The sequence below is a fragment of the Rhodoferax sp. SPJ21 genome, from assembly GCF_058216335.1.
In genome coordinates, this window is sequence record NZ_JBYZMO010000003.1 from 493,684 (window position 1) to 514,579 (window position 20,896).

The window sequence follows — 20,896 nt, forward strand, 5'->3', positions numbered from 1 at the left end:
TCAGTATCTACAGCAGAAACATGGCTGCTGCGACCACCGTGGGCGCCAGCGCCCCCGCCAGCAAACCTAGCGCACCGATGGACTCTTCGTTAAAACCGCGCCGCAGCAGCGCCGCACCCGCAGGATTCGGCGCGTTCGCAATCACCGTCAAGCCGCCACCAGCCACGGCACCGGCCACCAGCATGTATTGGGACTGTGCGGAGATGCCTTCGATCAACGACCCCAGATAGGTCAGCGCCGCGTTGTCCGTCACGGCAGTCAGGCCTAGCGCGCCGAAGAACAAGGCCGTGGGAGCCAGGCTGGAGACGATGGGCTGCAGCCACCACTGCTGCATGCCGCCCAGCACCACCAGCCCGGCCAGAAAGAAGCCGACCAGCAGCCCCTCTTTCAGGATCAAAGGGCTCTGGTGTTGCGCATAGGCCTGGGTGTAGCCAATGAAAAACAGGAACAGGCCGATAAACACCACCGGGTGGTGGGCAAACACCACCGCAGCGGCCAGAAAGCCCAGGTGGATCAGGCTAACCAGCAGCGGCACCGGGGCATCGGCCTGCGCGTCGGCAGCAGCAGGCGCGTGCAGATGGCGACGCAATAAAAACACCACCACGGTCGCATTCACCAGCACTGCCACGCAGGCACGCCAGCCAAAGGTGCTGGCCATAAAGGCGCTGTCCCACTGCCAGGCGGCCGCCACCATCAGCACCGGCGGCGCGGCATACGAGGTCAGCGTGCCACCGATGGACACGTTGACAAACAGCACGCCCAAGGCGCCGTACTTCAGCCATTCGGGCGGTCCCTGGCGGAACACCAGCGGCGCCAAAATCAGCGCGGCCAGGGTCATGGCAGCTGGCTCGGTAATCAGCGAACCCAGCAGCGGCACCAGGGCCAGGCCCAGCCAGGCCAACACCACCGGCGTGGGCAAAGGCACCAGGCGCGCCACAGCCATCAGACTGCTTTGCACCAGCGTCAACACCGGGCGTGATGCGGCCACCACCATCACCACGAACACAAACAAGGGCTCGGTGTAGTGGCGCGACTCGGCATAGGCCAGCGCCTCGGCGCCCGTGGTCAGCACCGCCATCGCCACCACCAAAACAAAAGCCCACAGGCCAAACACCACCTCCACCTCGCCCAGGATGTGGAACAGGCCGGCATGGCGCGGATGGCGGTGGGCCAGGCCTTCAAACCATTTGGCGGCAAAGGTGTGCAGCAATGCCAGCGCGAACAAGGCGGCGGCGACGATCTGTATCAGTGAGGCTTGCATGGCATGGGTAGTAAGTAGGTTGGATACATCACAGCTCGGCCAGCGGAATGCTGCCGGCCTCTTCATCAGCCTTCAGCAGCCCTATCAGCTCGGCCAAATCCTGGTCCAGCCTTTGCAGGCTGGCTGCAGGCAGTTTACCCAGAGCCTGGGGCAGCACGCCTTCAAACGGACCAGGCACCTGCTGCAGCACAGCCAGGCCGGCGGGAGTCGCCGTCAGCCGCACATTGCGCCGGTCCTCGGGCGCTTTGTCCAGCTGTACCAGTTCTTTGCGCTGCAGGGTTTTGACCAGGTTGCTGGCGGTGGACTGGTGGATGTCCATGCGCTGGGCCAAAGCCCCCATGCCTATGCCCGGGCTGTCGCGCACCACCCCCAGCGCCCACACCTGGGCGCCCCCCAGTCCCACCTGGTTCTCCACCTGCTGGAAGTGGCTGCGCACGGCGTTGAACACCACACGAAAGCGGCGCAGCACCTGGGCGGTGCTGGCGGGGTCCACAACAGTCTGCTTTTTACGGGTCATATCTTATTATATTTGGGGCAATATAAAATCAAACACCGCCTCTTTACACCCTCCCCCATGGACCCACATCCCCGTATTTTTTCCGCGCTGCAGCGCGAGGTCGCCGACTGGCGCTTGTGGGCTGGCCGAGCCGTCGTGCTGGGCTTTGCCATTCTGGCCGGCTTGACCGTCGTGGGCTTCACCTGGCTGACAGAGCATGCGCTGGCGTATTTCTCCCGGCTCAACAGCTATGCCTGGTGGCTGCCCCTGCTGTGGACGCCTGCCTGCACGGCAGCCATTGTCTGGCTGACGCGGCGCTTTGCCCCCGGTGCGGCGGGCTCGGGCATTCCGCAGGTGATGGCGGCCATGACGCCCGGTGTGCCCACGGCTGCACGGGCCTTGTTTGTGTCCCTGCGCCTGTCAGTAGCCAAGATGTTGCTGACGGCCTGTGGCCTGCTGGCCGGCCTGTCGCTGGGGCGCGAAGGCCCGTCGGTTCAAATTGCGGCGGGCGTGATGCACCATGCACGGCGCTGGCTGCCGCGTGGCGCCCGCGTGTCCGACTACGGCCTGCTACTGGCCGGCGGCGCGGCCGGCATTGCCGCCGCCTTCAACACCCCGCTGGGAGGCGTGATGTTTGCCATCGAAGAGCTTTCGCGCAAGCCCGAGCAGCGCAGCAATGGTCTGGTGCTGGCGGCCATCGTGCTGGGCGGGCTGATGGCCGTGTCGGTCTACGGCAACGCCACCTACTTCGGCGTGATACGGGTGGACAACCTGGGTTGGACTCTGCTGCTGCCGGGCCTGCTGGTGGCGGTGCTGAGTGGTGCCGCGGGCGGGCTGTTTGCGCGGCTGCTGGCGGTATCGCTGGCAGGCAGTTCCAAAGACCGGTTCAGCCGCTGGCGCAAGCAGTCGCCGGTAGGCTTCGCCGCAGGCTGCGGCCTGCTGGTGGCGTTATTGGGCTGCGCCAGCCAGGGCACGGCCTACGGCAGCGGCTACGGCCACACGCGGGCCATGCTGGAAGGCGCGGGCGATGCATCGGCCCTGGCGCCGCTGTATGTCCTACTGAAGTTCTGCGCCACCTGGATCACCAGCTGGGCCGGCGTGCCCGGCGGCATCTTTGCCCCCTCGCTGGCGATTGGCGGTGCGCTGGGCAACGACATTGCGCAGCTGACCCACTATGCCAACGCCCCCACGCTGATCGCCCTGGGCATGGTGGGCTTTCTGGCGGCGGTGACCCAGGCGCCCATGACCTCTTTCATCATCGTCATGGAGATGGTGGACGGCCACGGCCTAGTGCTGAGCCTGATGGCCAGCGCGCTGGTGGCCAGCGGGGTGTCTCGCCTGGTCAGCGCTCCGCTGTATGCGTCGCTGGCAAATCTACAACTGGGGCGCCTGCCCCAGCCGCTACCTGTACCGCCCACACCGCATAGCAGCAACCCGCACCACTGAATCTGCAGTTCGTCGCATACCACTGGCCGCAGCCCACGGCCGCCGGCACAGTGCAGGCATTGCCATTCCACTGCTGCCTGCTATGCCGATTGCAACGCTCACACCCCTGATAGCCGTCCACATGACCGCCGCTCTGCTGGCGCTAGCCACCGGCCCTGTCGCCCTGTGGGCACGCAAGGGCCGCAGCCAGCGCCCGCGCCTGCACCGGGCGTTTGGCTATGCCTGGGTAACGCTGATGCTGGTGACCGCCACGTCCGCGCTGTTCATCCGGGACTTTCAGCTGCCCAACCTGGCGGGCTACACGCCCATCCACCTGCTGATTGCGGCCACCGCGTTCTACCTGTTCCGTGCGTTCCAGGCGCTGTCGCGCGGCGACATTGCCACCCACCGCCTGACCATGCAAAGGCTGTACTTCAGCGCCTGCGTGGTGGCCGGGCTATTCACCCTGCTGCCGCAGCGCTACCTCGGCCAGCTGATTTGGGGCCAGTGGCTGGGCTGGCTATGAGCATGCACAATCCAAACCTACCCGGGAGCCCCCATGTCTGCTGCTGACAACTCTGATGATCTCGAAGCCCTGGCCCGGCGGCGCGCAGGCCGCAAGATGGGCTGGTACATCCACGCCCTGGTGTTTCTGGTGGTCAACACCGGGCTGGCCTTTTTGTCGCTCTACAACGGCCGGCACTTTGTGCTGACCTCGGCCTTTGGCTGGGGCCTGGGCCTGCTCATCCACGGTCTGGTCGTGTTTGCGCTGCCGCCAGGCAGCAGTTGGCGCGAACGCCTGGTGCAGCAGGAGCGCGAACGTCTGCTGCGTGAACGCGAGCGGAAAAGCTAGCCGCATGCGCCTGAGCAACTTGCCCCTGCCACGGGTGTTGGCCGTACTGGTCCCCGTGCTGGCACTGAACACCCTGATCGCCCTGGGCCTGACGCTGGCCGGCCCCTACGACCTGGCCAGCAACCTGGTGTTTTCGCACTGCATAGGCCTGGGCATCTGGGCGGCGATAGAACCCGTGTCGCGCCTCTGGGTCTGCGACATGGACCGCCATTGGTGGCGACTGCTGCTGATCGTGCCAGCCGGCGTGCTGCTGGGCTATCTGGGTGGCAGTGTGCTGGCCCGGCTGCTGCTGGATCTGCCGCTGGACTGGTACAGCCTGGCGCGCCTGCCCTACCTCGTGCTCAGTCTGGTTGCCGGCGCTGCGGGCACCTACTATTTCATCAGCCAGATGCTGCTGCGCCAGGCGCGCGAGCGCAACGCCGCCCAGCAGCTGCACATGGCCGAGGCCCGGCTGCAGCTGCTGCAGGCCCAGCTGGAGCCGCACATGCTGTTCAACACCCTGGCCAATCTGCGCGCACTGATCCCGCTGGACCCGCCCCGCGCCACCGCCATGCTGGACCGCCTAGTGGACTTTCTGCGCGCCACGCTGAGCGCATCGCGCCAGACCATGCACCCGCTCAGCGCCGAGTTCGCCCGGCTGCAGGACTATCTGGAGCTGATGGCCGTGCGCATGGGCCCGCGCCTGCAGTACACACTGGACCTGCCCGCCGCGCTGGCCGACCTGCCCGTGCCCAGCCTGCTGCTGCAGCCCCTGGTAGAGAACGCCATACGCCACGGCCTGGAGCCGCAGGTGGCGGGCGGCAGCATCCGGGTCAGCGCCAGCCGCAGCGGTAACCGTGTGCTGCTGGAGGTGGTAGACAGCGGCGTGGGCTTGCCGCCCTCCTTTGCCGCAGCAACAGCAAGTGGCTTCGGCCTGGCCCTGGTGCGCGAACAGCTGGCGACCGCCTACGGCCCGCAGTCCGCTATCGAGTTGATAGCTTCCAGTGCAGGTGGTACCTGCGCCAGAGCCATATTCTTTATAAATCGCTAAAGCATGCACGCCACCGCCCTGATCGCCGAAGACGAACCCCTGCTAGCCCAGGCACTGCAAGCCGCCCTGGCCCAGGCCTGGCCAGAACTGCGCATCGTCGCCAGCGTGGCCGACGGAGCGTCGGCCGTGGCCCAGGCCCTGCAGCTACGGCCCCAATTGCTGTTCTTCGACATCCGCATGCCCGGCCTGGACGGGCTGGAAGCCGCCGCCGAGCTGGCCGACCAATGGCCCACCGGCACGCCCTTCCCCGCCCTGGTGTTTGTGACCGCCTTCGACGACTACGCCGTGCAGGCCTTCGAGGCCCAGGCGGTGGACTATCTGCTGAAACCAGTACAAACCGCCCGCCTGCAAAAGACGGTGGCCAAACTGCAGCTGGCGCTCGCCAAATATGCGCCAGCAGCTACACATTTGGAAGCAACCCTGGACCAGCTCCGCAGCTTGCTAGGCGCAGCTCCAGGTACCCCGCCGGCGCCGCTGAATATGCTACAGGCCAGCAGCGGCAACAGCATCCGCATGGTGCCGCTGGACGAGGTGGTCTACCTGGAAGCCGCCGACAAATACGTGCGCGTGCTCACCGCCCAGCATGAATACCTGCTGCGCACGCCGCTCAAAGAGCTGCTGCCGCAGCTGGATGCACACCGCTTCTGGCAGGTGCACCGCGGTACCGTGGTGCAAGCCCAGGCCATAGACAGCGTGCTGCGCGACGCCACCGGCAAGCTGCAGATCACGCTGCGCGCCCGGCCCGAAAAGCTGGCCGTGAGCCGGCTGTACGCGCACCTGTTCAAAGCCATGTAGGGTGGCTCCGCCCGCACACGCCGCTGCCGCTCAACCGCTGGCCAGTTGGGCCAGGTAGCGGGACTCGAAGACATCGGCCGGCACCGGCTTGCTGATCAAATAGCCCTGCATTTCATCGCAACCCAGCAGGCGCAGCAGACGCTCCTGCTCGCTGGTTTCCACCCCCTCGGCCACCACCTTGAGGCGGAAGGAATGCGCCAAGGTGACGATGGTGGAGACCAAGGCCAGACCTTGCGGCCCAGCCACCATCTCCAGCACAAAGGAGCGGTCGATTTTCAGGGTGTCTACCGGCAGCCGAGACAAATGGCTGAGCGAGGAGTAACCGGTGCCGAAGTCGTCTATGGCAATACGCACGCCCAATGCGCGTATAGCCCGCAAGCTCTCGCTATTGGTCTGCACGTTGTCCATGATCAGGCTCTCGGTAATTTCCAGCTCCAGCCCGGCCGCCGCATTTTTATCCACGCTGATGGACTGCTGGACCGCAGCCACAAAATTGCGGTGCCGCAGCTGCAAAGGCGATACGTTGACGGCAATGCGCACGGGGGTCAGGCCCTCGGCACGCCAGCGCATATTGTCCTGGATGGCCTGGCGCATAGCCCAGAGGCCCACCTCGTAAATCATGCCGGTTTCTTCCAGCAGGGGAATGAAGTTCGCGGGCGGCACCAGGCCGGTTTTCGGGTCGTTCCAGCGTATCAGCGCCTCGGCTCCGGTGAGCAGGCCATTCACCAGGCTGATCTTGGGTTGGTAGTACAGAACGAACTGGCCCAGCTCCAGCGCCGTGCGCAGCCGGCTCTCCAAATCCAGCGCCTTGGCCACGCGGGTATCCATCTCGGGGGCATAAAACAGCACGGACTCGGCCGAGCCCTTGGCCCGCTTGAGCGCCGCTTCGGCATTGCGCAGCAGCATCTCCGCATCATTGCCGTCTACCGGGTAGAGCGCAATGCCTGCCTTGCCGGCGATACGCAGCTCCGTACCGTCCACCAGATACGGCTTGGCAAAGCAGTCGCGCAGCAGCTGCTCCAGTATCAGTGCCACGGCGCCCTCGTCGCGCTGGTCATGCACCACCACGCCAAAGCAGTTCACCCCCACCCGGGCCAAGGTTTCCAGCCCCACGCTGCTGGCGCGTATGCGCTCGGCCACCTGGCGCAGCAAGGCGTCGCCGGCTTGGCGCCCAATGGTGTCGTTGATGACGCGGAAGCGCTCAATGTCCACCAGTCCAATGGCCAGCGCGTTTTTGCCGCTGTCATGCGGGCGGAAATGTTGGCTCACATGTTCCAGGAACAGACTGCGGTTTGGCAGGCCGGTAATGACGTCGTAGTAGGCCAGATAGTTAAGCCGTTCTTCCTTGTCGAGGTGGTCCATGGCAAAGCCGATGTCACCAGCCAGATCCGTCAGCAGCAGCTTTTCCTCGTCGTCAAAAAAGCCGGTCTCGTCAGCGGACAGCACCAGCACCCCCACGGCCTTGTCGGACACCATCAGCGGCAGATAGGCCAGGGAGCGGATGCTCGGGTCCATGCTCTGGCGAAAGTACCAGCTGCCTGCGTACTCCTGCATATCGTTGATCACAACCGGGCGCCTGCCCTGCACTGCGCGCACAGAGATGGGCGTGGCCATCGGCGCGCGCTCTTCCAGGCTGAAGCGATTTTGCATGGATGCCAAAAAATCCGGCGGCGCCCCGGCGCAGGCCACCGGAATCAGCTCCATGGCATCCCAGTCCGCCACGCCCAGCCACGCCATCTGGAAGTGGCCATGCTCGACCGCAATCTGGCACGCGCCGTTGAACAGCTCGTCGCGTGTGCGCACCCGCACGATGAGCGTATTGATGCCGCTGAGCACGGCGTACACACGGTTCAGTCGCTGGATGCGGCGTTCCGCCTCTTTCTGGTAGCTCACGTCCTGGATGGTGTTGAACCAGCGCACCGGCGCGGACTTAGCTTCTGAGTCCGCCAGTTGCTCTATGACCTGGCGAATATGGACTACCGAGCCATCGCTGTGGCGCATGCGGTAGGTGAAGTCCACCCGCGCGCCGGTTAGATCGGCCTCCAGCATCTTCGCCCTGACCAGGGTGCGGTCATCCGGGTGCACCAGCGCCAGCCAGGCACGGGCAGAGTCCACCATGTGCTCGGACTTGAGCCCCAGCAAGGGCGGCAAGGTGTCCGGCCAGCTTTCCACTACACCCTGCGGCCCAGTGATGACGTGGGACAGCTTGGCCAGTATCTGCGCCCGGTACAGCCGCTCTTCGCTGACCTGCAGCGCTTCTGCGGCCTGCTGGCGCTGTGTAATCTCGATCTGCAACTGCTCTGCATGCTGGCGCACGGTGGCGTACAAACTACCGTTCTCGTAAATGCGACCAACCTGGGCCATCATGGTGGACGCCATGGTTTCGTCTTCTTCACTGAAGCGCAGGGCACCCAGTTTGTCCGCCAGGCAGATCCAGCCATAGCATTGTGAAATCGATGCCACTGGAGCCAGCAGACAGCTGTGCAGCGACGGGTAGTTGCTTGGCAGTCCTATGGCCACGGGATCACCACCCGGGCAGTCCATGCGCACGGACTGGCGCCGGGAATACACCCCCCCCAAAGCGCCGGTGTCTACATGCGGGCGCTCCAGGGTCTGTAGCAGGCTGGGGTCTATACCGCTGGTGAAAAACACGGGTGAGCCACCATTCTTGCCGTTCACACACAGCACAGCGTACTTGGCGCCCATCAAATCACGGGCGCCGCGACATACCTTGTCCAACAGCGTGTAGGGGTCCTGCTCGGACGCCAGGTGCAGGTTGAGCGCGCTCAGGGCCTCCAGGCGGCGGTTGGTGGCACGCAGGTCATCCAGCTTTTCAGACAGCTTGTCTGTCATCACCTGCAGATGCTCACGGTCAAAGGCTGCCACATCCGGCGGAGGGATAGGCTCGGGCACCCGCTGCAGGGACTGCTCTATGACGCGCAAGATTTCTTCGGGTTCGCTGGGCTTGACCAGCACGCGCGTCACGCCGCAGCTTTTGGCCAGGTTGCGTGCCTCGCGCTCTCGGTAGTGCGCGCTGTAGAAGATGACCTCGGTGGCCGCCACCAGCGGGTCGGCACGCAGTTGGCGCACAAACTCGTAGCCGTCCATGGTGGGCATGAGAATGTCCGAAATCACCAGTTCGGGCCGCTGCTCACGCACGATCGCCAAGGCCTCGGCGCCGTCTGACGCCTGCAGGGCCTGGTGTCCGGTGTAACCAATCAGGGTCACCAGTAGTTCGCGGTTCGGAGCTTGGTCATCGACAACCAGTATTTTTGCCATGCGTCAGTTCCAGCGTTTTTAAGTATCTAAGCGCCGCACAGCACGCAAAGTGGGGGGCAGCAATAACTCGATCTGCTGGATGAAGTGTTCCGGGGTTATGGGTTTGGTGACATGGTCGTCGAAACCGGCCGCCAGCGCGGTGTCCCGGTCGCCCGCCATGGAGAAGGCCGTCAGGGCGATGATGGGAACCTGGCGCCAGCGCGGGTCGCTTTTCAGGCGGCTGATCAGATCGTAGCCATTCATCACCGGCATTTGCAAGTCGCAAAGGATAAGGTCGGGATTCCGCTCCAACGCATATTGCAAGCCCACGCCTCCATCCACAGCATCCAGCGTGCCATAGCCTGCAGCATGCAACAGGTAGTGCACCAGATCCCGGCTGAAATCGTCGTCTTCAATGATCAAAATGCGGGCAGGCAAGGCTTATCTCTCCGGTAGTGCAAGGGTAAAAGTACTGCCCTGACCATAGACACTCTGGCAGCTAAGCTCGCCTCCAAGGCCCTCGGCCAGCTTGCGACTCAGGTGCAGGCCCAGGCCACTGCCTTCCAACTTGCGCCTATTGGCCGCCTGGGCGCGGGAAAAGGCATCAAACAGCAGCCCCTGGTCCTCCAGCGGAATGCCAGGGCCTGTGTCTTCCACGCTGATGACCAGCGTGGGCCCATTCGGACCCACGCGCGACTGCAGACGCATGCGCACGCTGCCACGTTCGGTGAACTTGATGGCATTGCCCAGCAGATTCATAACGATCTGCTTCAGCGACCGGCTGTCGGTACACCACAGCAGCGCAGCCGGCGGAAGCTGCAGGCTGAAGTCCAAGCCTTTTTTGTCGGCCTCGGGGCGCAGGGCTGCGCCCACCTCGTCCAGCAAGGCACTGCAGTCCAGGGTTTCCAGTGTCAGCTCCATCTTGTTGGCACCTAGCTTGGCCAGGTCCAACAGATCGTTGATCAACGACAGCAGGTGGCGTGCGCTGGTTTGCACAATCTGCAGCTGCTTGTCCTGCTCCGCATTCAGCGGACCGGGCAGCTTCATGCGCAAGGTGCCGCTAAAGCCGATGATGGCGTTCAAGGGAGTGCGCAACTCATGCGACATGCTGGCAAAAAAACGGTCCTTCGCCAGGGCGGCTTCTTCCAGCTCACGGTTCTTGTCGCGTAGGGTCTGTTCAATCAGCTTACGGTCTGTCACATCACGGATGGCACTAGAGACAAACAGCCCCTCGTCGGTCTCCAGCGGGCTCAGGCTGATCTCCACCGGGAACTCCTCGCCACCCTTGCGCAATCCATACAGCTCCAAACCCGCCCCCATGGTGCGGGTACGCGGCTGCTTGAAGAAATCGCCACGGTGACCCAGGTGGGCACTGCGGAAACGGCTTGGCAACAGCAGCTCCACAGGCTGGCCGAGCAACTCGGCGCGCGTATATCCAAACACCTTCTCGGCTTGGGAGTTGACCAACACAATGCGCCCCGTCACATTCAAAATTAATATCGCGTCGGGGGTGGACTCCAACAGATCCTGGAAGCGCGCCTGCACCAGCTTGGCATCACGCAGTGCCTTCAGTTGGGTGACGTCCTTTTGGTTGGATAAAAAATAGGCCGGCGCACCATCTTTGCTGTAGACCACACGGGTGGACACGCTAACGTGTACCGGGGTGCCGTCCTTGCGGCAGCGCACCGACTCGTAAACCACCAGCCCCTGGCGCAAGACATCGTCCTGACGGTCTTGCTCTTCCTGTACGCGATCATGGGGTACCACCAACTCCAGCAAGGGCTGGCCCACAGCCTCCTCCTGGCGGTGGCCATACAGCAGCTCGGCGGCCGGGTTCCAATGCAGCACGCGGCCATCCGGCGAGATGACCACCAGTGCATCCGGGCTCAAAACCCATAGCGGATCGCTGGTGTTCAGCCTCATGCAGCACACGCCAGACGAACGCTGGACAGCATATTGGTGCAGAACAAAATCTGTTGGCCCATCGCAATCCCTTTCTGACCCCGTGTGGTCTAGGTCCCCGTCCATACGCCCCGACAAGCAAGTCCGCTGGCGCCGCGAAGGTGTGCAATATGCCTTCCCTTTTCACTCTTTGTAACACTATCGCGCGCGATACGTCCAGAGCATGGCTGTGTATCACTCCCTCAAATGGGGGATACCTGCGGCACGGTGCTGTGCCGCCACTGGCGCTATCTTTTTGGGGTAAAAAAATAGAATTGAAATCGGGCACTAGCGCAGTCTCTATCTGCGCGACGCGCTACTTATTCAATAGCAAAATCCTACAAATATGGTGGTGTACAAGCGGATACTATTTCTGCCGGCAGGTCCCCGAGGTTGCGGAAGCGGTGCGGCAGGCTGCTGTCAAACAAATAGGCGTCGCCTGGCTTGAGTACGCGCACCTGCTCGCCCACGGTCAGCTCGATCTCGCCCGACAGCACGATGCCGCCCTCGTGCGAGGCGTGCTCCAGCATGTCCACCCCGGTGTCAGCCCCCGGCTCATAGCGCTCCTGCAGTATCTGCAGGTTGTGCGCGCGCGCATTGCCGACCTGGCGCAGCGTCAAGGTGCGGTCGCCGCTGGCGCCGGGCGCATGCTGGGTCAGGCGGGATGTCAGGTCCACCAGATCCGTCGGACTGTGGAACACGCTGTCAGCCGGGGTCTGGTCGGGCTCAAAGAATTCCGCCATGGTCAGTGGAATGCCGGCCAATATCTTGCGCAGCGAGGCCACCGAGGGGCTGCTTTTATTCTGCTCTACCGTGGATATCTGGCTGGACGGCACACCGGCCCGCTCGGCCAGCTGGCGCTGCGACCAGCCCGCCTGGCTGCGCACTTGCCGCAAGCGGCTTCCGACATCAAACTGGGCATCCACCATAAATAATTCCTGAATTGTTACCCGCGCGCTCAATATTATGAGCAAAATATACGCCCATATCGATCACCAGAGCGTTGCCATGCCACTAGACCCTACCCAAGCCCCAGCGGGCAAGCCACCAGTCACCATCTTTGGCCCCGATTTTCCCTTTCCTTTCGACGACTGGATTCGCCACCCCGCCGGCTTGGGCAGCCTACCGGCCGAGCACCTGGGTGCCGAGGTCGCCATCGTCGGCGCCGGCATGGCCGGCATGGTGGCAGCCTACGAGCTGATGAAGCTGGGGCTGAAGCCCGTGATCTATGAGGCATCCAAGATGGGCGGCCGTCTACGCTCGCAGCCCTTCGAAGGCGGCCAAGGCGTGATTGCCGAACTAGGCGGCATGCGCTTCCCGGTGTCCAGCACCGCGTTTTACCACTATGTGAACCAGCTGGGCCTGGAGTCGCAGCCCTTCCCGAATCCGTTGACCCCCGCCTCCGGCAGCACCGTGGTGGATCTGGAAGGCCAGACCTACTACGCCGAAAAACTGGCTGACCTGCCACCCATGTTCAAGCAAGTCGCCGACGCCTGGAGCCAGGCGCTGGAAGACGGCGCCAGTTTCCAGGCCGTGCAGGATGCCATCCGCAGCCGCGATGTACCCGCACTGAAGGCGCTGTGGAACACGCTGGTGCCGCTGTGGGACGACCGCACCTTCTACGACTTCGTGGCCACCTCCAAGGCCTTCGCCGGCCTATCGTTCCAGCACCGCGAGGTGTTTGGGCAGGTGGGTTTTGGCACCGGCGGCTGGGACTCGGATTTCCCCAATTCGATGCTCGAAATCTTGCGCGTCGTCATGACCAACTGCGACGACGAGCAGCGCCTGATCAAGGGCGGTGCCGACCAGGTGCCGCTGGGTCTGTGGCAGCACGCGCCAGACAAAATGGCGCACTGGCCGGCCGGCACCAGCCTGGCCAGCCTGCATGGCGGCGCCCCTCGTGCTGGCGTAGCGGCCATCCACCGCCAGCCCGATGGCAAGCTGGCCGTGACCGACCGCTGGGGCGACACCCGCAGCTACGCCGCCGTACTCACCACCTGCCAGAGCTGGCTGCTGACCACCCAGATCTCCTGCGAGGAATCGCTGTTCTCGCACAAGATGTGGATGGCGCTGGACCGCACCCGCTACATGCAGTCCAGCAAGACATTCGTCATGGTGGACCGCCCTTTCTGGAAGGACAAAGACCCCGTCACCGGCCGCGACACCATGAGCATGACGCTAACCGACCGGCTCACGCGCGGCACCTATCTGTTCGACAACGGCCCCGACAAACCGGGCGTGATTTGCCTGTCCTACGCCTGGATGGGCGACGCGCTGAAGATGCTGCCCCAGCCACCGGAAAAGCGCGTCAAGCTGGCCCTGGATGCACTGAAGAAGATCTATCCGAACGTGGACATTGCCAGCCACATCATCGGCGACCCGATCACCATTTCCTGGGAGGCCGATCCGCATTTCCTGGGCGCATTCAAAGGCGCGCTGCCCGGCCATTACCGCTACAACCAGCGCATGTTTGCCCACTTCATGCAGGACGATATGCCTGCCGAGCAGCGCGGCATCTTCATTGCAGGCGACGATGTGTCGTGGACGCCGGCGTGGGTGGAAGGCGCGGTGCAGACATCGCTGAATGCGGTGTGGGGCATCCTGCACCACTTCGGCGGCCACACGCATGCCGAGAACCCCGGCCCCGGCGATGTGTTCAAGGACATCGGCCCCATGGAACTCCCCGAATGACCGATCTGAAACTGGCCCTGCTGCAGTGCGTATCCCAGCCCGGCGACGTGCTGGGCAACCTGCTGCGCCTGGACCACGCGGCCGCCGATGCCGCCGCGGCCGGCGCGCAACTACTGGTGACGCCCGAGATGTTCCTGACCGGCTACAACATCGGTGCCACCCAAGCCAGTGTGCTGGCCGAAGCAGCCGGCGGCCCGCGCGCCCAGGCCGTTGCCGCCATCGCCCGGCAGCACCAGATCGCCATCGTTTTTGGCCACCCTGAGCACGATGCTGCGGGCCGCATCTACAACGCCGCCCAGTGCGTAGATGCACAAGGCCACACGCTGGGCACCTACCGCAAGACCCATTTGTTCGGTGCGCTGGACCGCAGCATGTTCAGCCCCGGTACGGGTGACGAGCCGCTGCTTGAATTCCATGGCTGGAAGCTCGGCCTGCTGATTTGCTATGACGTGGAATTCCCCGAAAACACCCGCCGGCTAGCCCTGCATGGCGCCGACCTGATCGTGGTGCCCACGGCGAATATGCAGGGCTTCGACTTTGTGGCCCAGCATCTGGTCGCCACACGCGCCTATGAAAACCAGCTGTACGTGGCCTACGCCAACTTCTGCGGCCAGGAAGGCGAGCTGACTTACGGCGGACTCAGCTGCGTAGCGGCCCCCGATGGCGCAGGCCTGGTGCAGGCGGGGCGTGGCACAGAACTGCTGTTGGCGGAGCTGACGCAAACCGGCTTGGCACGCGCACGGGACTTGAACTGCCACGTGAAATTACTATCAAATCCATAGCTGCCAGCGCAGATAAAGCTTGCGCTGGAGGCATATTTTGCCAACACATCATTCCATCGCGTGCGCGTCCACCGGAGGCGCCGCGCGGCGCTGCTTACGCATCAACAGCAGCAAGGGCATGGACAGCAAGGTGACGACCATCATGATCTTGAAGTCGTTGATATAGGCCAGAAAAGTCGCCTGGCGTGTGACTTCGCTGTTCAAGGCAGCCAAGCCCTGCAGAGTGGCCAGGTTGTACACCGCTGGTAGGCCAGCCTGGACGGCGGGGCTGGCCAAGTTGATGTGCTCCACCATCTGAGAATGGAACAGTGCGGTATTGCGCGTCAGCACCGTCTGCATCACCGAGATACCGATGCTGCTACCGATGTTGCGCGACAAGCTGTAGATAGAGGTGCCATCCGGCCGGTAGATCGGGTTCAGCGTGGAAAACGAAATGGTTGTCAGCGGCACCGACACAAAGCCCAAACCCAGGCCCTGGATGAAACCCGACCAGACCACGGCGGACTCGCCGGTATCGAAACTAAAACCCGACATCTGCCATAGAGAAAACGCGGTCAGGCCAAAACCCAGCCCAATCAAAGCCCGAGGGTCGGTCCGTGTCGCAATGCGCCCCGCCACCATCATCGACAGCATGGTGCCAATGCCGCTGGGGCCTATCACCAGGCCGGCCGTCACCACCGGGTAGCCCATCAGCGACTGCAGCAGCGGCGGCAGCAAGGCGCGGGTGGCGTACAGCAACAGACCGACCATGAAGTACAGCGCCAGGCCGGTCACGAAATTGCGGTCTTTCAACAACTGCACATTGAAGAACGAGGTGCCCCGGGCCGTGGCCGTCAACGCGATGAAGAAGGCAAAGCTGACCAGCGCGCCAGCCGCCTCCAGCACGATTTCTGTAGAGCTGAACCAGTCCAGCAGCTCGCCGCGGTCCAGGAACATCTGCAGCAAGCCAATCGCCAGGCTCAGCGCGACGCAGCCGTAGACGTCAAAGCGCAGCTTGCTCTGGATGGTGGTTTCGCGGATGTAGGCCTTGATACCCAGGAAGGACAGGATGCCCACCGGAATATTGACAAAGAATACCCAGCGCCAGCTGAAGTTGTCAGTCAGCCAGCCGCCTAAGGTAGGCCCGAGGATGGGGCCGATCATCACGCCCATGCCCCAGATCGCCATGGCCTGGGCATGCTTCTCCTTCGGATTGGTATCCAGCATGATGGACTGCGACAAGGGCACCAAAGCCGCGCCAAACAAGCCCTGCAGCAAGCGCGCCAACACAATCTCGGTTAATGAGTTGGAAAGGCCGCACAGCGCAGAGGCCAATGTGAAGCCCACGACAGAAGTCAGGAAAATACGCTTGCGCCCGAAGCGCCCGCTCAGCCAGCCGGTCAGCGGCGTGGCGATCGCGGCCGCCACGATGTAAGAGGTCAGCACCCAAGAAATCTGATCTTGCGAGGCAGACAGATTGCCCGCCATATGCGGCAGCGCCACATTCGCAATGGTGCTGTCCAGCGTCTGCATGATGGTGGCCAGCATGATGGCTACGGTGACCAGCCCGCGATGCCTTGCGGCGTCAGGGGCTGCTGGAATGGCGGTCACAGACTCGGCGGATGGCATGGATGTGTTGCAGGCGATTGAAGGATGAGCGCCGCGAATTGCGAAATGGCGACCCGGGTGATAGTGACATAGGTTACTAATTGGACAAAAAAAGAGAGAGTCTCAGCCGTCCAGAACGCCCAGCAATTTGCGCAACAGCGCATCCATCTGGACCATCTCTTCTTCTGAAAACTCGGCCCAGAGCGCCCGGTACTGCTGGCGGCGCAAAGGCTGCAGCGTCTCCACCAAGGTTTGCCCTTCAGTGGTGAGTTGCATGAACACCTCACGCCGGTCCACATCACTGGCAACGCGCTCCACCCAGGCCTTTTTCACCAGGTCATCTGCGATCCGCGAACAGTGCGTGCGCGAAGCGTGGATCACAGTGGCCAAAGCAGACGGCAGCATGCGCCTGTCTGGCTGGCTGTACAACACCACCAGCGCCGTCCAGGTGGTGTAGTTCAAACCCTGCTCTTTTAGCTTGGAATCAAATGCATCGCCCAGGCGAGTGCCGATATGCAGCAGCAAGCGGGTCAGAATAGCCTCACGCGTCGGCGAACCCGGTAGCTGGGTCGCAATCACATGTATGGCGGATTCGTAGGGAGAAAAGCTGTGACGCATGGAATGAGAAGCCTGAGTGCCAAGGATGAATAATAACCTACGTTATCATTTTCTGTATTGAATCAAGCTCAATCAACCATGAGCCCGCCAGCACGCAAAATACGATGGGCATAAAAAAAGCACCGAACCTCGGTGCTTTTTCATTGCGCCGCAAGCGGCTTGCAAACAGTGCTTAGGCAGCAGCTGCAGCCTTGCGGCGGCGCGATGTACCCAAAATACCCAGCAGGCCTGCGCCCATCAGAGCCAAGGAACCTGGCTCAGGCACCTTGCTGGTCGTGGTTTTCACATTGGCAGCCACAGACAACAGCTTCACGAAGTCGTTGATGGAGTCCATTGCACCAGCGCCGTAGCCGGAGTTGTATGCACTGACCAACCACCAGCTGGAGTACGTAGTGGTGTCTGTCGTGTTGTAAGTGATATCTGCGCCCGTTCCGCCTGTGTTGGTTGCAGAAGCCGAAACGTCACCGTAGTTCTTGATCGAAGTCCAACCACTGGCTGCGTTCAAGGTCGTGGAATTGCTTGTCTGGCCGACGCTGGTACCGGTCAAGGTCTGACCCGTAATCGTTGGGGTGCCCGCACCGGTGTACGCCAATACGGTGATGTCCGCATCGCTGGCCCAGTAACCCAAGGTCAGGCTGGTAATGTTCACGGCCGTACCGAAATTCAGCAGGATCAGGTCGGTACCGTTCTGGTTGTCAGCCGTATGGGTAGGGCTGCTCGCATCTTCATTGACCGACACCACACCCAGGCCATTGCCAGTACCCCAATTACGAACATTTGCTGCAGCAAAGGCGGTGCCGGTGGTCGGAGCCGCAATGGTACCTGTACCTGTGGAATAAGCCTGGGCTTTCAGGGTAGTGCCGCCAGCAGAGCCGCAGGTCAAGGTATTGCCAATGCTCGTGGAGTTATCGCAACCAGAATCCAGAGACCAGGTACCTGCTGCGAAGCTAGGAGCGGACAACAGTGCGAATGCACCGCACAACAACCATTGCTTGACGGAACCGTGGTTTGCAGAATGGGTTTTCATCATTTTTCCTCTTGTACCGAATTAAGCGAAGCGACGATTTTAAAAATCTGTCGGCCATATGTAAAAAACAAAGCAACACTCATGCCATACAAATAAACCCTTTATTATCAGCAACTTACGCAATTCACCGGGTCTATGCGTGTTACACATGTAAAGGATGCCGACACAATATTGAGGCCTATGTAAACTGATTCAACGCAAGCTTTTGAGCAAGCTATCTGCCTCGACCATGGTCTCGAAACGGCGTCCAGACTTCAGCGCTGCCTCGACCTCATCACGCGCCTCCGTTTTGCGTCCGGATTGGGCCAAAACCGCTGCCAAGTGGTAGCGAATGTCTGGGTTGCCGGGCTCACGTAGGCGCGCATCACGCAGTAGTTGCAAGGCTCGATCCGCCTGGCCGTTCTGGAACAAGGCCCAGCCCAGGGTGTCGATTGCATTGGCACTGCTGGGTGCCTTGGCCATGGCCTTCTCGGCTACGGCAACCGCCGAGGGATCTTTCAACCGTAAAAGCACGTTGGCCAGGTTATTCAAGGCATCGGCATCATCGGGCGATAGCGCCAGCAAGGCCTCATAACTGGTGCGCGCCGCACCGTAGTTCCCAATACGCGCATAGCCGTCGGCCAAAGCGCGGCGCACCGAAGCATCCTGCGGCCGGGTTTTCAACCACTGCTCCGCCAACTGCAAAGCAGGTTTACCGCCATCCTGGCCCGACAAAGCTCGGAACAGGCGCAGCAGCGTGTCCGAGCTAGGTTCGATCTGGTGGGCGCGGCGGTAGTTGTCGATTGCTGCAGTAGTTTGGCCACGGACTTGCGCAACGTCACCCAACAGGCTGTAGCCAATGGCCCGCTTTGGCGCCAGCGCTAAAACTTGGCGAGCACGCTGTTCAGCCTTGGCAGGATTTGCCTGCCGCAACTCCACATCGGTCATCAAGGCCAACGCCGGCAGAAAATCAGGCTTGCTGGACAAGGCCTTTTCTAGGCTGTAGGCAGCACCAGCAGGATTGTTCGCGGCCATTTGCAGGGTTGCGATCTCGGTTTGCTGAGGGGCGTTGAAATCCGCAAAGCGAGTTGCGCCAGAGAACGTAGAACGTGCACCGTCTGCATCGCCATTGGCCAGTTGGGCACGGCCATACAGCAACATGACCGGCAAGTTGTCACCCGCCTTGGCCGACAGGCGCTTGGCAGCCTCCAACGCCAATGCCGGTGCGCGGTTACGCAGATGCAACTCCACCAGCGAGGTGCCGGGACGAAACTCACCAGGACCGGAGATATCGTTGGCCTTGTCCAGCCAACGCTGCGTTTCGGCAGTTTGGCCGCGACGATCGGACAAATTGGCCATTTCGTACATGGCATCCACATTTTTGTCGTCGGACTGCAAGATGGCTGCTAAACGGGTTGCTGCCGAGTCATAAGCCTTGTTCAACATGTCCAGCCGAGCCAGATTCAGCTTGGGCTGCAGCAGGCTGCCATCCAGAGCCAGCGCGCGCTCGAAGCTTGCCTTGGCGGCCACTCGGTTGCCGCCTTGGGCCTGGGCCATGCCCAATATGTTCAGGAAAGCGGCATTGCCCGGCTGCTGCTTCACCAGTTTGTCGGCCGCTGCCAAGGCTTTGTCAGAGAGTCCGTCCCGCAGGTACAGAATGACCAGGCCGGTACCCGCCTGCGTCTGCTTGGGGTCTTTGAATGCGGTCTCCAGCTGTGCAATGGCGTCGCCGGTCTGGCCGCCGCCCAGCAAACTCATGCCCAATGCGGTGTGGAATTCAGGCGCATTCTTGGTGGCCAAAGCCTGCTGCATCAAGGCTGTCGCCTTGGCGTTGTGGCCTTGTGCCATATGGACGCCCGCCAACATGGTGATGGCCTGGCCATCACCAGGCTGCGCCTTGACGTACTCCTCCAGCAGGTCAGACGCGCGACCGAAATTTCCCTCGACCATGTTGATTTGCGCCAACAGCTTGGACACGGGGCTATTGCCCTGCACCTTTTGGAAAGAATCCAGATAAGGCTTGGCCTTTTCGGTCTCACCCAGCCCAAAGTGGGCCAGCCCGTTGAGCATCAGCAGCTGTGGGCGGTATTGGATGAAGGGCACCGGCACCGGATCCAGAAAAGCCGTGACCTCGGCCAGGGCCGAGCGCACGGCGACAGGTTTGCCCTCGCGCTCCGCCAGCAGGGCCTTGAGGTAAGCCGCTCGCGGCTCGCCGGGCGACAGGCGCTGCACCTCAGCCACATCCTTGGCCGCATCGGCATATTTTCCTAAATCGATAGCAATACCTGCACGGGCTACGCGCGCCTCCACATGTTTTGCGTCCAGCTGCAAGGCTGCGTCATAGGCCGCCATGGCGCCACGCAAGTCCCCTTGGACGTGTGCCAACGAACCCTTTTGATAGCGCGCTTCCGCCGAATTGGGAGCCAGGGCCGAGGCCCGGTCTATGGCGGAATTGGCTTCACTGAACTGGCGCGAACGAATGCGCACCGGCACCTCGGCTAGCCAGACCTCCGCGCTGCGGCCGTCCACGTTACGGGCTTCGTCAATGGCTTTCAGCGCATCCCGTGGCTCGCCAACATCCGCGCTGGCAGATGCCCGCAGCAGCAAAAGCTGAACTTGCGTGGCAGGCGGCAAACCGGCGGGGTTGAACAGTGCCTGGCTCAGCATCAACTTGTGCTTGCCCTGAGCGATAAACGCTTGGGCCAGGGGCACTACGACTTCGGCCCGGTTCACGCCCAGGCGCAGAGCTTCGTTCAGCGCAACTTCGGAGGACACCGCCTCACCATTTGCCAGCAAAGCCTTGCCCAGCAGCACCTGGACGGGCAGCATGTTTTTGTCGATTTGCAGCGCATTCTTCAGCTGGATGATGGCGCCGGGCATGTCGTGGCGCTCATAGCGACCCAGCGCATCTTCGTAATAGCGCGCAGCCTTGCTGTCTGACACCGCATAGGAGGAAACGCTGGCGGCACACAGCAAAGCCAACAGCGTGGCGCGGCCGGCACAAGCCGCGCTACTGGAAAGGGGAAATAGCTTCATGGAGAGACTCTTCGCAGCGGGCGCACGGCGCAGCCCAATCCAAGAATGTTAGCCCATGTAACAAAACCTTTGCAGGCGGAATCCCCCCATTCAGCAAGGAAACAGCTTATCGGTGAA

Annotated in this window: 17 protein-coding genes; 7 read left to right on the plus strand and 10 right to left on the minus strand. The window is 62.3% G+C overall.

Annotated elements, in window-relative coordinates; all coding sequences use genetic code 11:
* Window positions 1–7: 7 nt before the first annotated feature.
* Window positions 8–1,261 (minus strand): putative Na+/H+ antiporter, encoded by a 1,254-nt coding sequence (locus tag AC4BBN_RS17525; RefSeq protein ID WP_490593280.1) that lies wholly within the window; start codon window positions 1,259–1,261, stop codon window positions 8–10.
* A 28-nt stretch (window positions 1,262–1,289) separates the two neighbouring features.
* Window positions 1,290–1,778 (minus strand): MarR family winged helix-turn-helix transcriptional regulator, encoded by a 489-nt coding sequence (locus AC4BBN_RS17530; RefSeq protein ID WP_490593281.1) that lies wholly within the window; start codon window positions 1,776–1,778, stop codon window positions 1,290–1,292.
* 57 nt (window positions 1,779–1,835) lie between these two features.
* On the opposite strand from AC4BBN_RS17530, the gene AC4BBN_RS17535 reads away from it, so the two are divergent.
* From AC4BBN_RS17535 to AC4BBN_RS17555, 5 genes are all read left to right on the plus strand, one after another.
* Window positions 1,836–3,203: a chloride channel protein gene (locus tag AC4BBN_RS17535; RefSeq protein ID WP_490593282.1), complete on the plus strand. Its 1,368-nt coding sequence runs from the start codon at window positions 1,836–1,838 to the stop codon at window positions 3,201–3,203.
* A 121-nt stretch (window positions 3,204–3,324) separates the two neighbouring features.
* Window positions 3,325–3,708, plus strand: coding sequence for a DUF2306 domain-containing protein (locus tag AC4BBN_RS17540; protein ID WP_490593283.1), 384 nt, complete (start codon window positions 3,325–3,327; stop codon window positions 3,706–3,708).
* A 33-nt stretch (window positions 3,709–3,741) separates the two neighbouring features.
* Window positions 3,742–4,035 (plus strand): 2TM domain-containing protein, encoded by a 294-nt coding sequence (locus tag AC4BBN_RS17545; protein ID WP_490593284.1) that lies wholly within the window; start codon window positions 3,742–3,744, stop codon window positions 4,033–4,035.
* A 4-nt stretch (window positions 4,036–4,039) separates the two neighbouring features.
* Entirely contained in the window at window positions 4,040–5,065 is a 1,026-nt protein-coding gene (locus AC4BBN_RS17550; protein ID WP_490593285.1) for a sensor histidine kinase, read from the plus strand.
* A 3-nt stretch (window positions 5,066–5,068) separates the two neighbouring features.
* Window positions 5,069–5,860: a LytR/AlgR family response regulator transcription factor gene (locus tag AC4BBN_RS17555; RefSeq protein WP_490593286.1), complete on the plus strand. Its 792-nt coding sequence runs from the start codon at window positions 5,069–5,071 to the stop codon at window positions 5,858–5,860.
* 30 nt (window positions 5,861–5,890) lie between these two features.
* Here AC4BBN_RS17555 and AC4BBN_RS17560 read toward each other — a convergent pair whose 3' ends face one another.
* The 4 genes from AC4BBN_RS17560 to AC4BBN_RS17575 all read right to left on the minus strand — a co-directional run bounded on the left by AC4BBN_RS17560 (window position 5,891) and on the right by AC4BBN_RS17575 (window position 11,988).
* Window positions 5,891–9,139 (minus strand): EAL domain-containing protein, encoded by a 3,249-nt coding sequence (locus AC4BBN_RS17560; RefSeq protein ID WP_490593287.1) that lies wholly within the window; start codon window positions 9,137–9,139, stop codon window positions 5,891–5,893.
* An 18-nt stretch (window positions 9,140–9,157) separates the two neighbouring features.
* Entirely contained in the window at window positions 9,158–9,556 is a 399-nt protein-coding gene (locus AC4BBN_RS17565; RefSeq protein ID WP_490593288.1) for a response regulator, read from the minus strand.
* Window positions 9,557–9,559: 3 nt separating this feature from the next.
* Window positions 9,560–11,041 (minus strand): PAS domain-containing sensor histidine kinase, encoded by a 1,482-nt coding sequence (locus tag AC4BBN_RS17570; RefSeq protein ID WP_490593289.1) that lies wholly within the window; start codon window positions 11,039–11,041, stop codon window positions 9,560–9,562.
* 356 nt (window positions 11,042–11,397) lie between these two features.
* The gene (locus tag AC4BBN_RS17575) at window positions 11,398–11,988 is read right to left on the minus strand and encodes a cupin domain-containing protein (protein WP_490593290.1); all 591 of its coding nucleotides are present in this window, start codon (window positions 11,986–11,988) and stop codon (window positions 11,398–11,400) included.
* Between the two features lie 79 nt (window positions 11,989–12,067).
* On the opposite strand from AC4BBN_RS17575, the gene AC4BBN_RS17580 reads away from it, so the two are divergent.
* Window positions 12,068–13,750 carry a flavin monoamine oxidase family protein gene (locus tag AC4BBN_RS17580; RefSeq protein ID WP_490593291.1) on the plus strand — a complete coding sequence of 561 codons (1,683 nt, stop codon included), beginning with the start codon at window positions 12,068–12,070 and terminating at the stop codon, window positions 13,748–13,750.
* A complete protein-coding gene (locus tag AC4BBN_RS17585) occupies window positions 13,747–14,532 on the plus strand; it encodes a carbon-nitrogen hydrolase family protein (RefSeq protein WP_490593292.1) in 786 nt (261 codons plus the stop codon). The genes AC4BBN_RS17580 and AC4BBN_RS17585 overlap by 4 nt, the downstream gene beginning before the upstream one ends.
* A gap of 48 nt (window positions 14,533–14,580) precedes the next feature.
* On the opposite strand, the gene AC4BBN_RS17590 is transcribed toward AC4BBN_RS17585, so the two are convergent.
* The 4 genes from AC4BBN_RS17590 to prsT all read right to left on the minus strand — a co-directional run bounded on the left by AC4BBN_RS17590 (window position 14,581) and on the right by prsT (window position 20,779).
* Window positions 14,581–16,140 (minus strand): DHA2 family efflux MFS transporter permease subunit, encoded by a 1,560-nt coding sequence (locus AC4BBN_RS17590; RefSeq protein ID WP_490593293.1) that lies wholly within the window; start codon window positions 16,138–16,140, stop codon window positions 14,581–14,583.
* Window positions 16,141–16,242: 102 nt separating this feature from the next.
* Window positions 16,243–16,737 (minus strand): MarR family transcriptional regulator, encoded by a 495-nt coding sequence (locus AC4BBN_RS17595; RefSeq protein ID WP_490593294.1) that lies wholly within the window; start codon window positions 16,735–16,737, stop codon window positions 16,243–16,245.
* Between the two features lie 172 nt (window positions 16,738–16,909).
* Entirely contained in the window at window positions 16,910–17,764 is an 855-nt protein-coding gene (xdp1, locus tag AC4BBN_RS17600; RefSeq protein WP_490593295.1) for an exosortase-dependent surface protein XDP1, read from the minus strand.
* A gap of 192 nt (window positions 17,765–17,956) precedes the next feature.
* A complete protein-coding gene (prsT, locus tag AC4BBN_RS17605; RefSeq protein WP_490593296.1) occupies window positions 17,957–20,779 on the minus strand; it encodes an XrtA/PEP-CTERM system TPR-repeat protein PrsT in 2,823 nt (940 codons plus the stop codon).
* Window positions 20,780–20,896 lie beyond the last annotated feature (117 nt).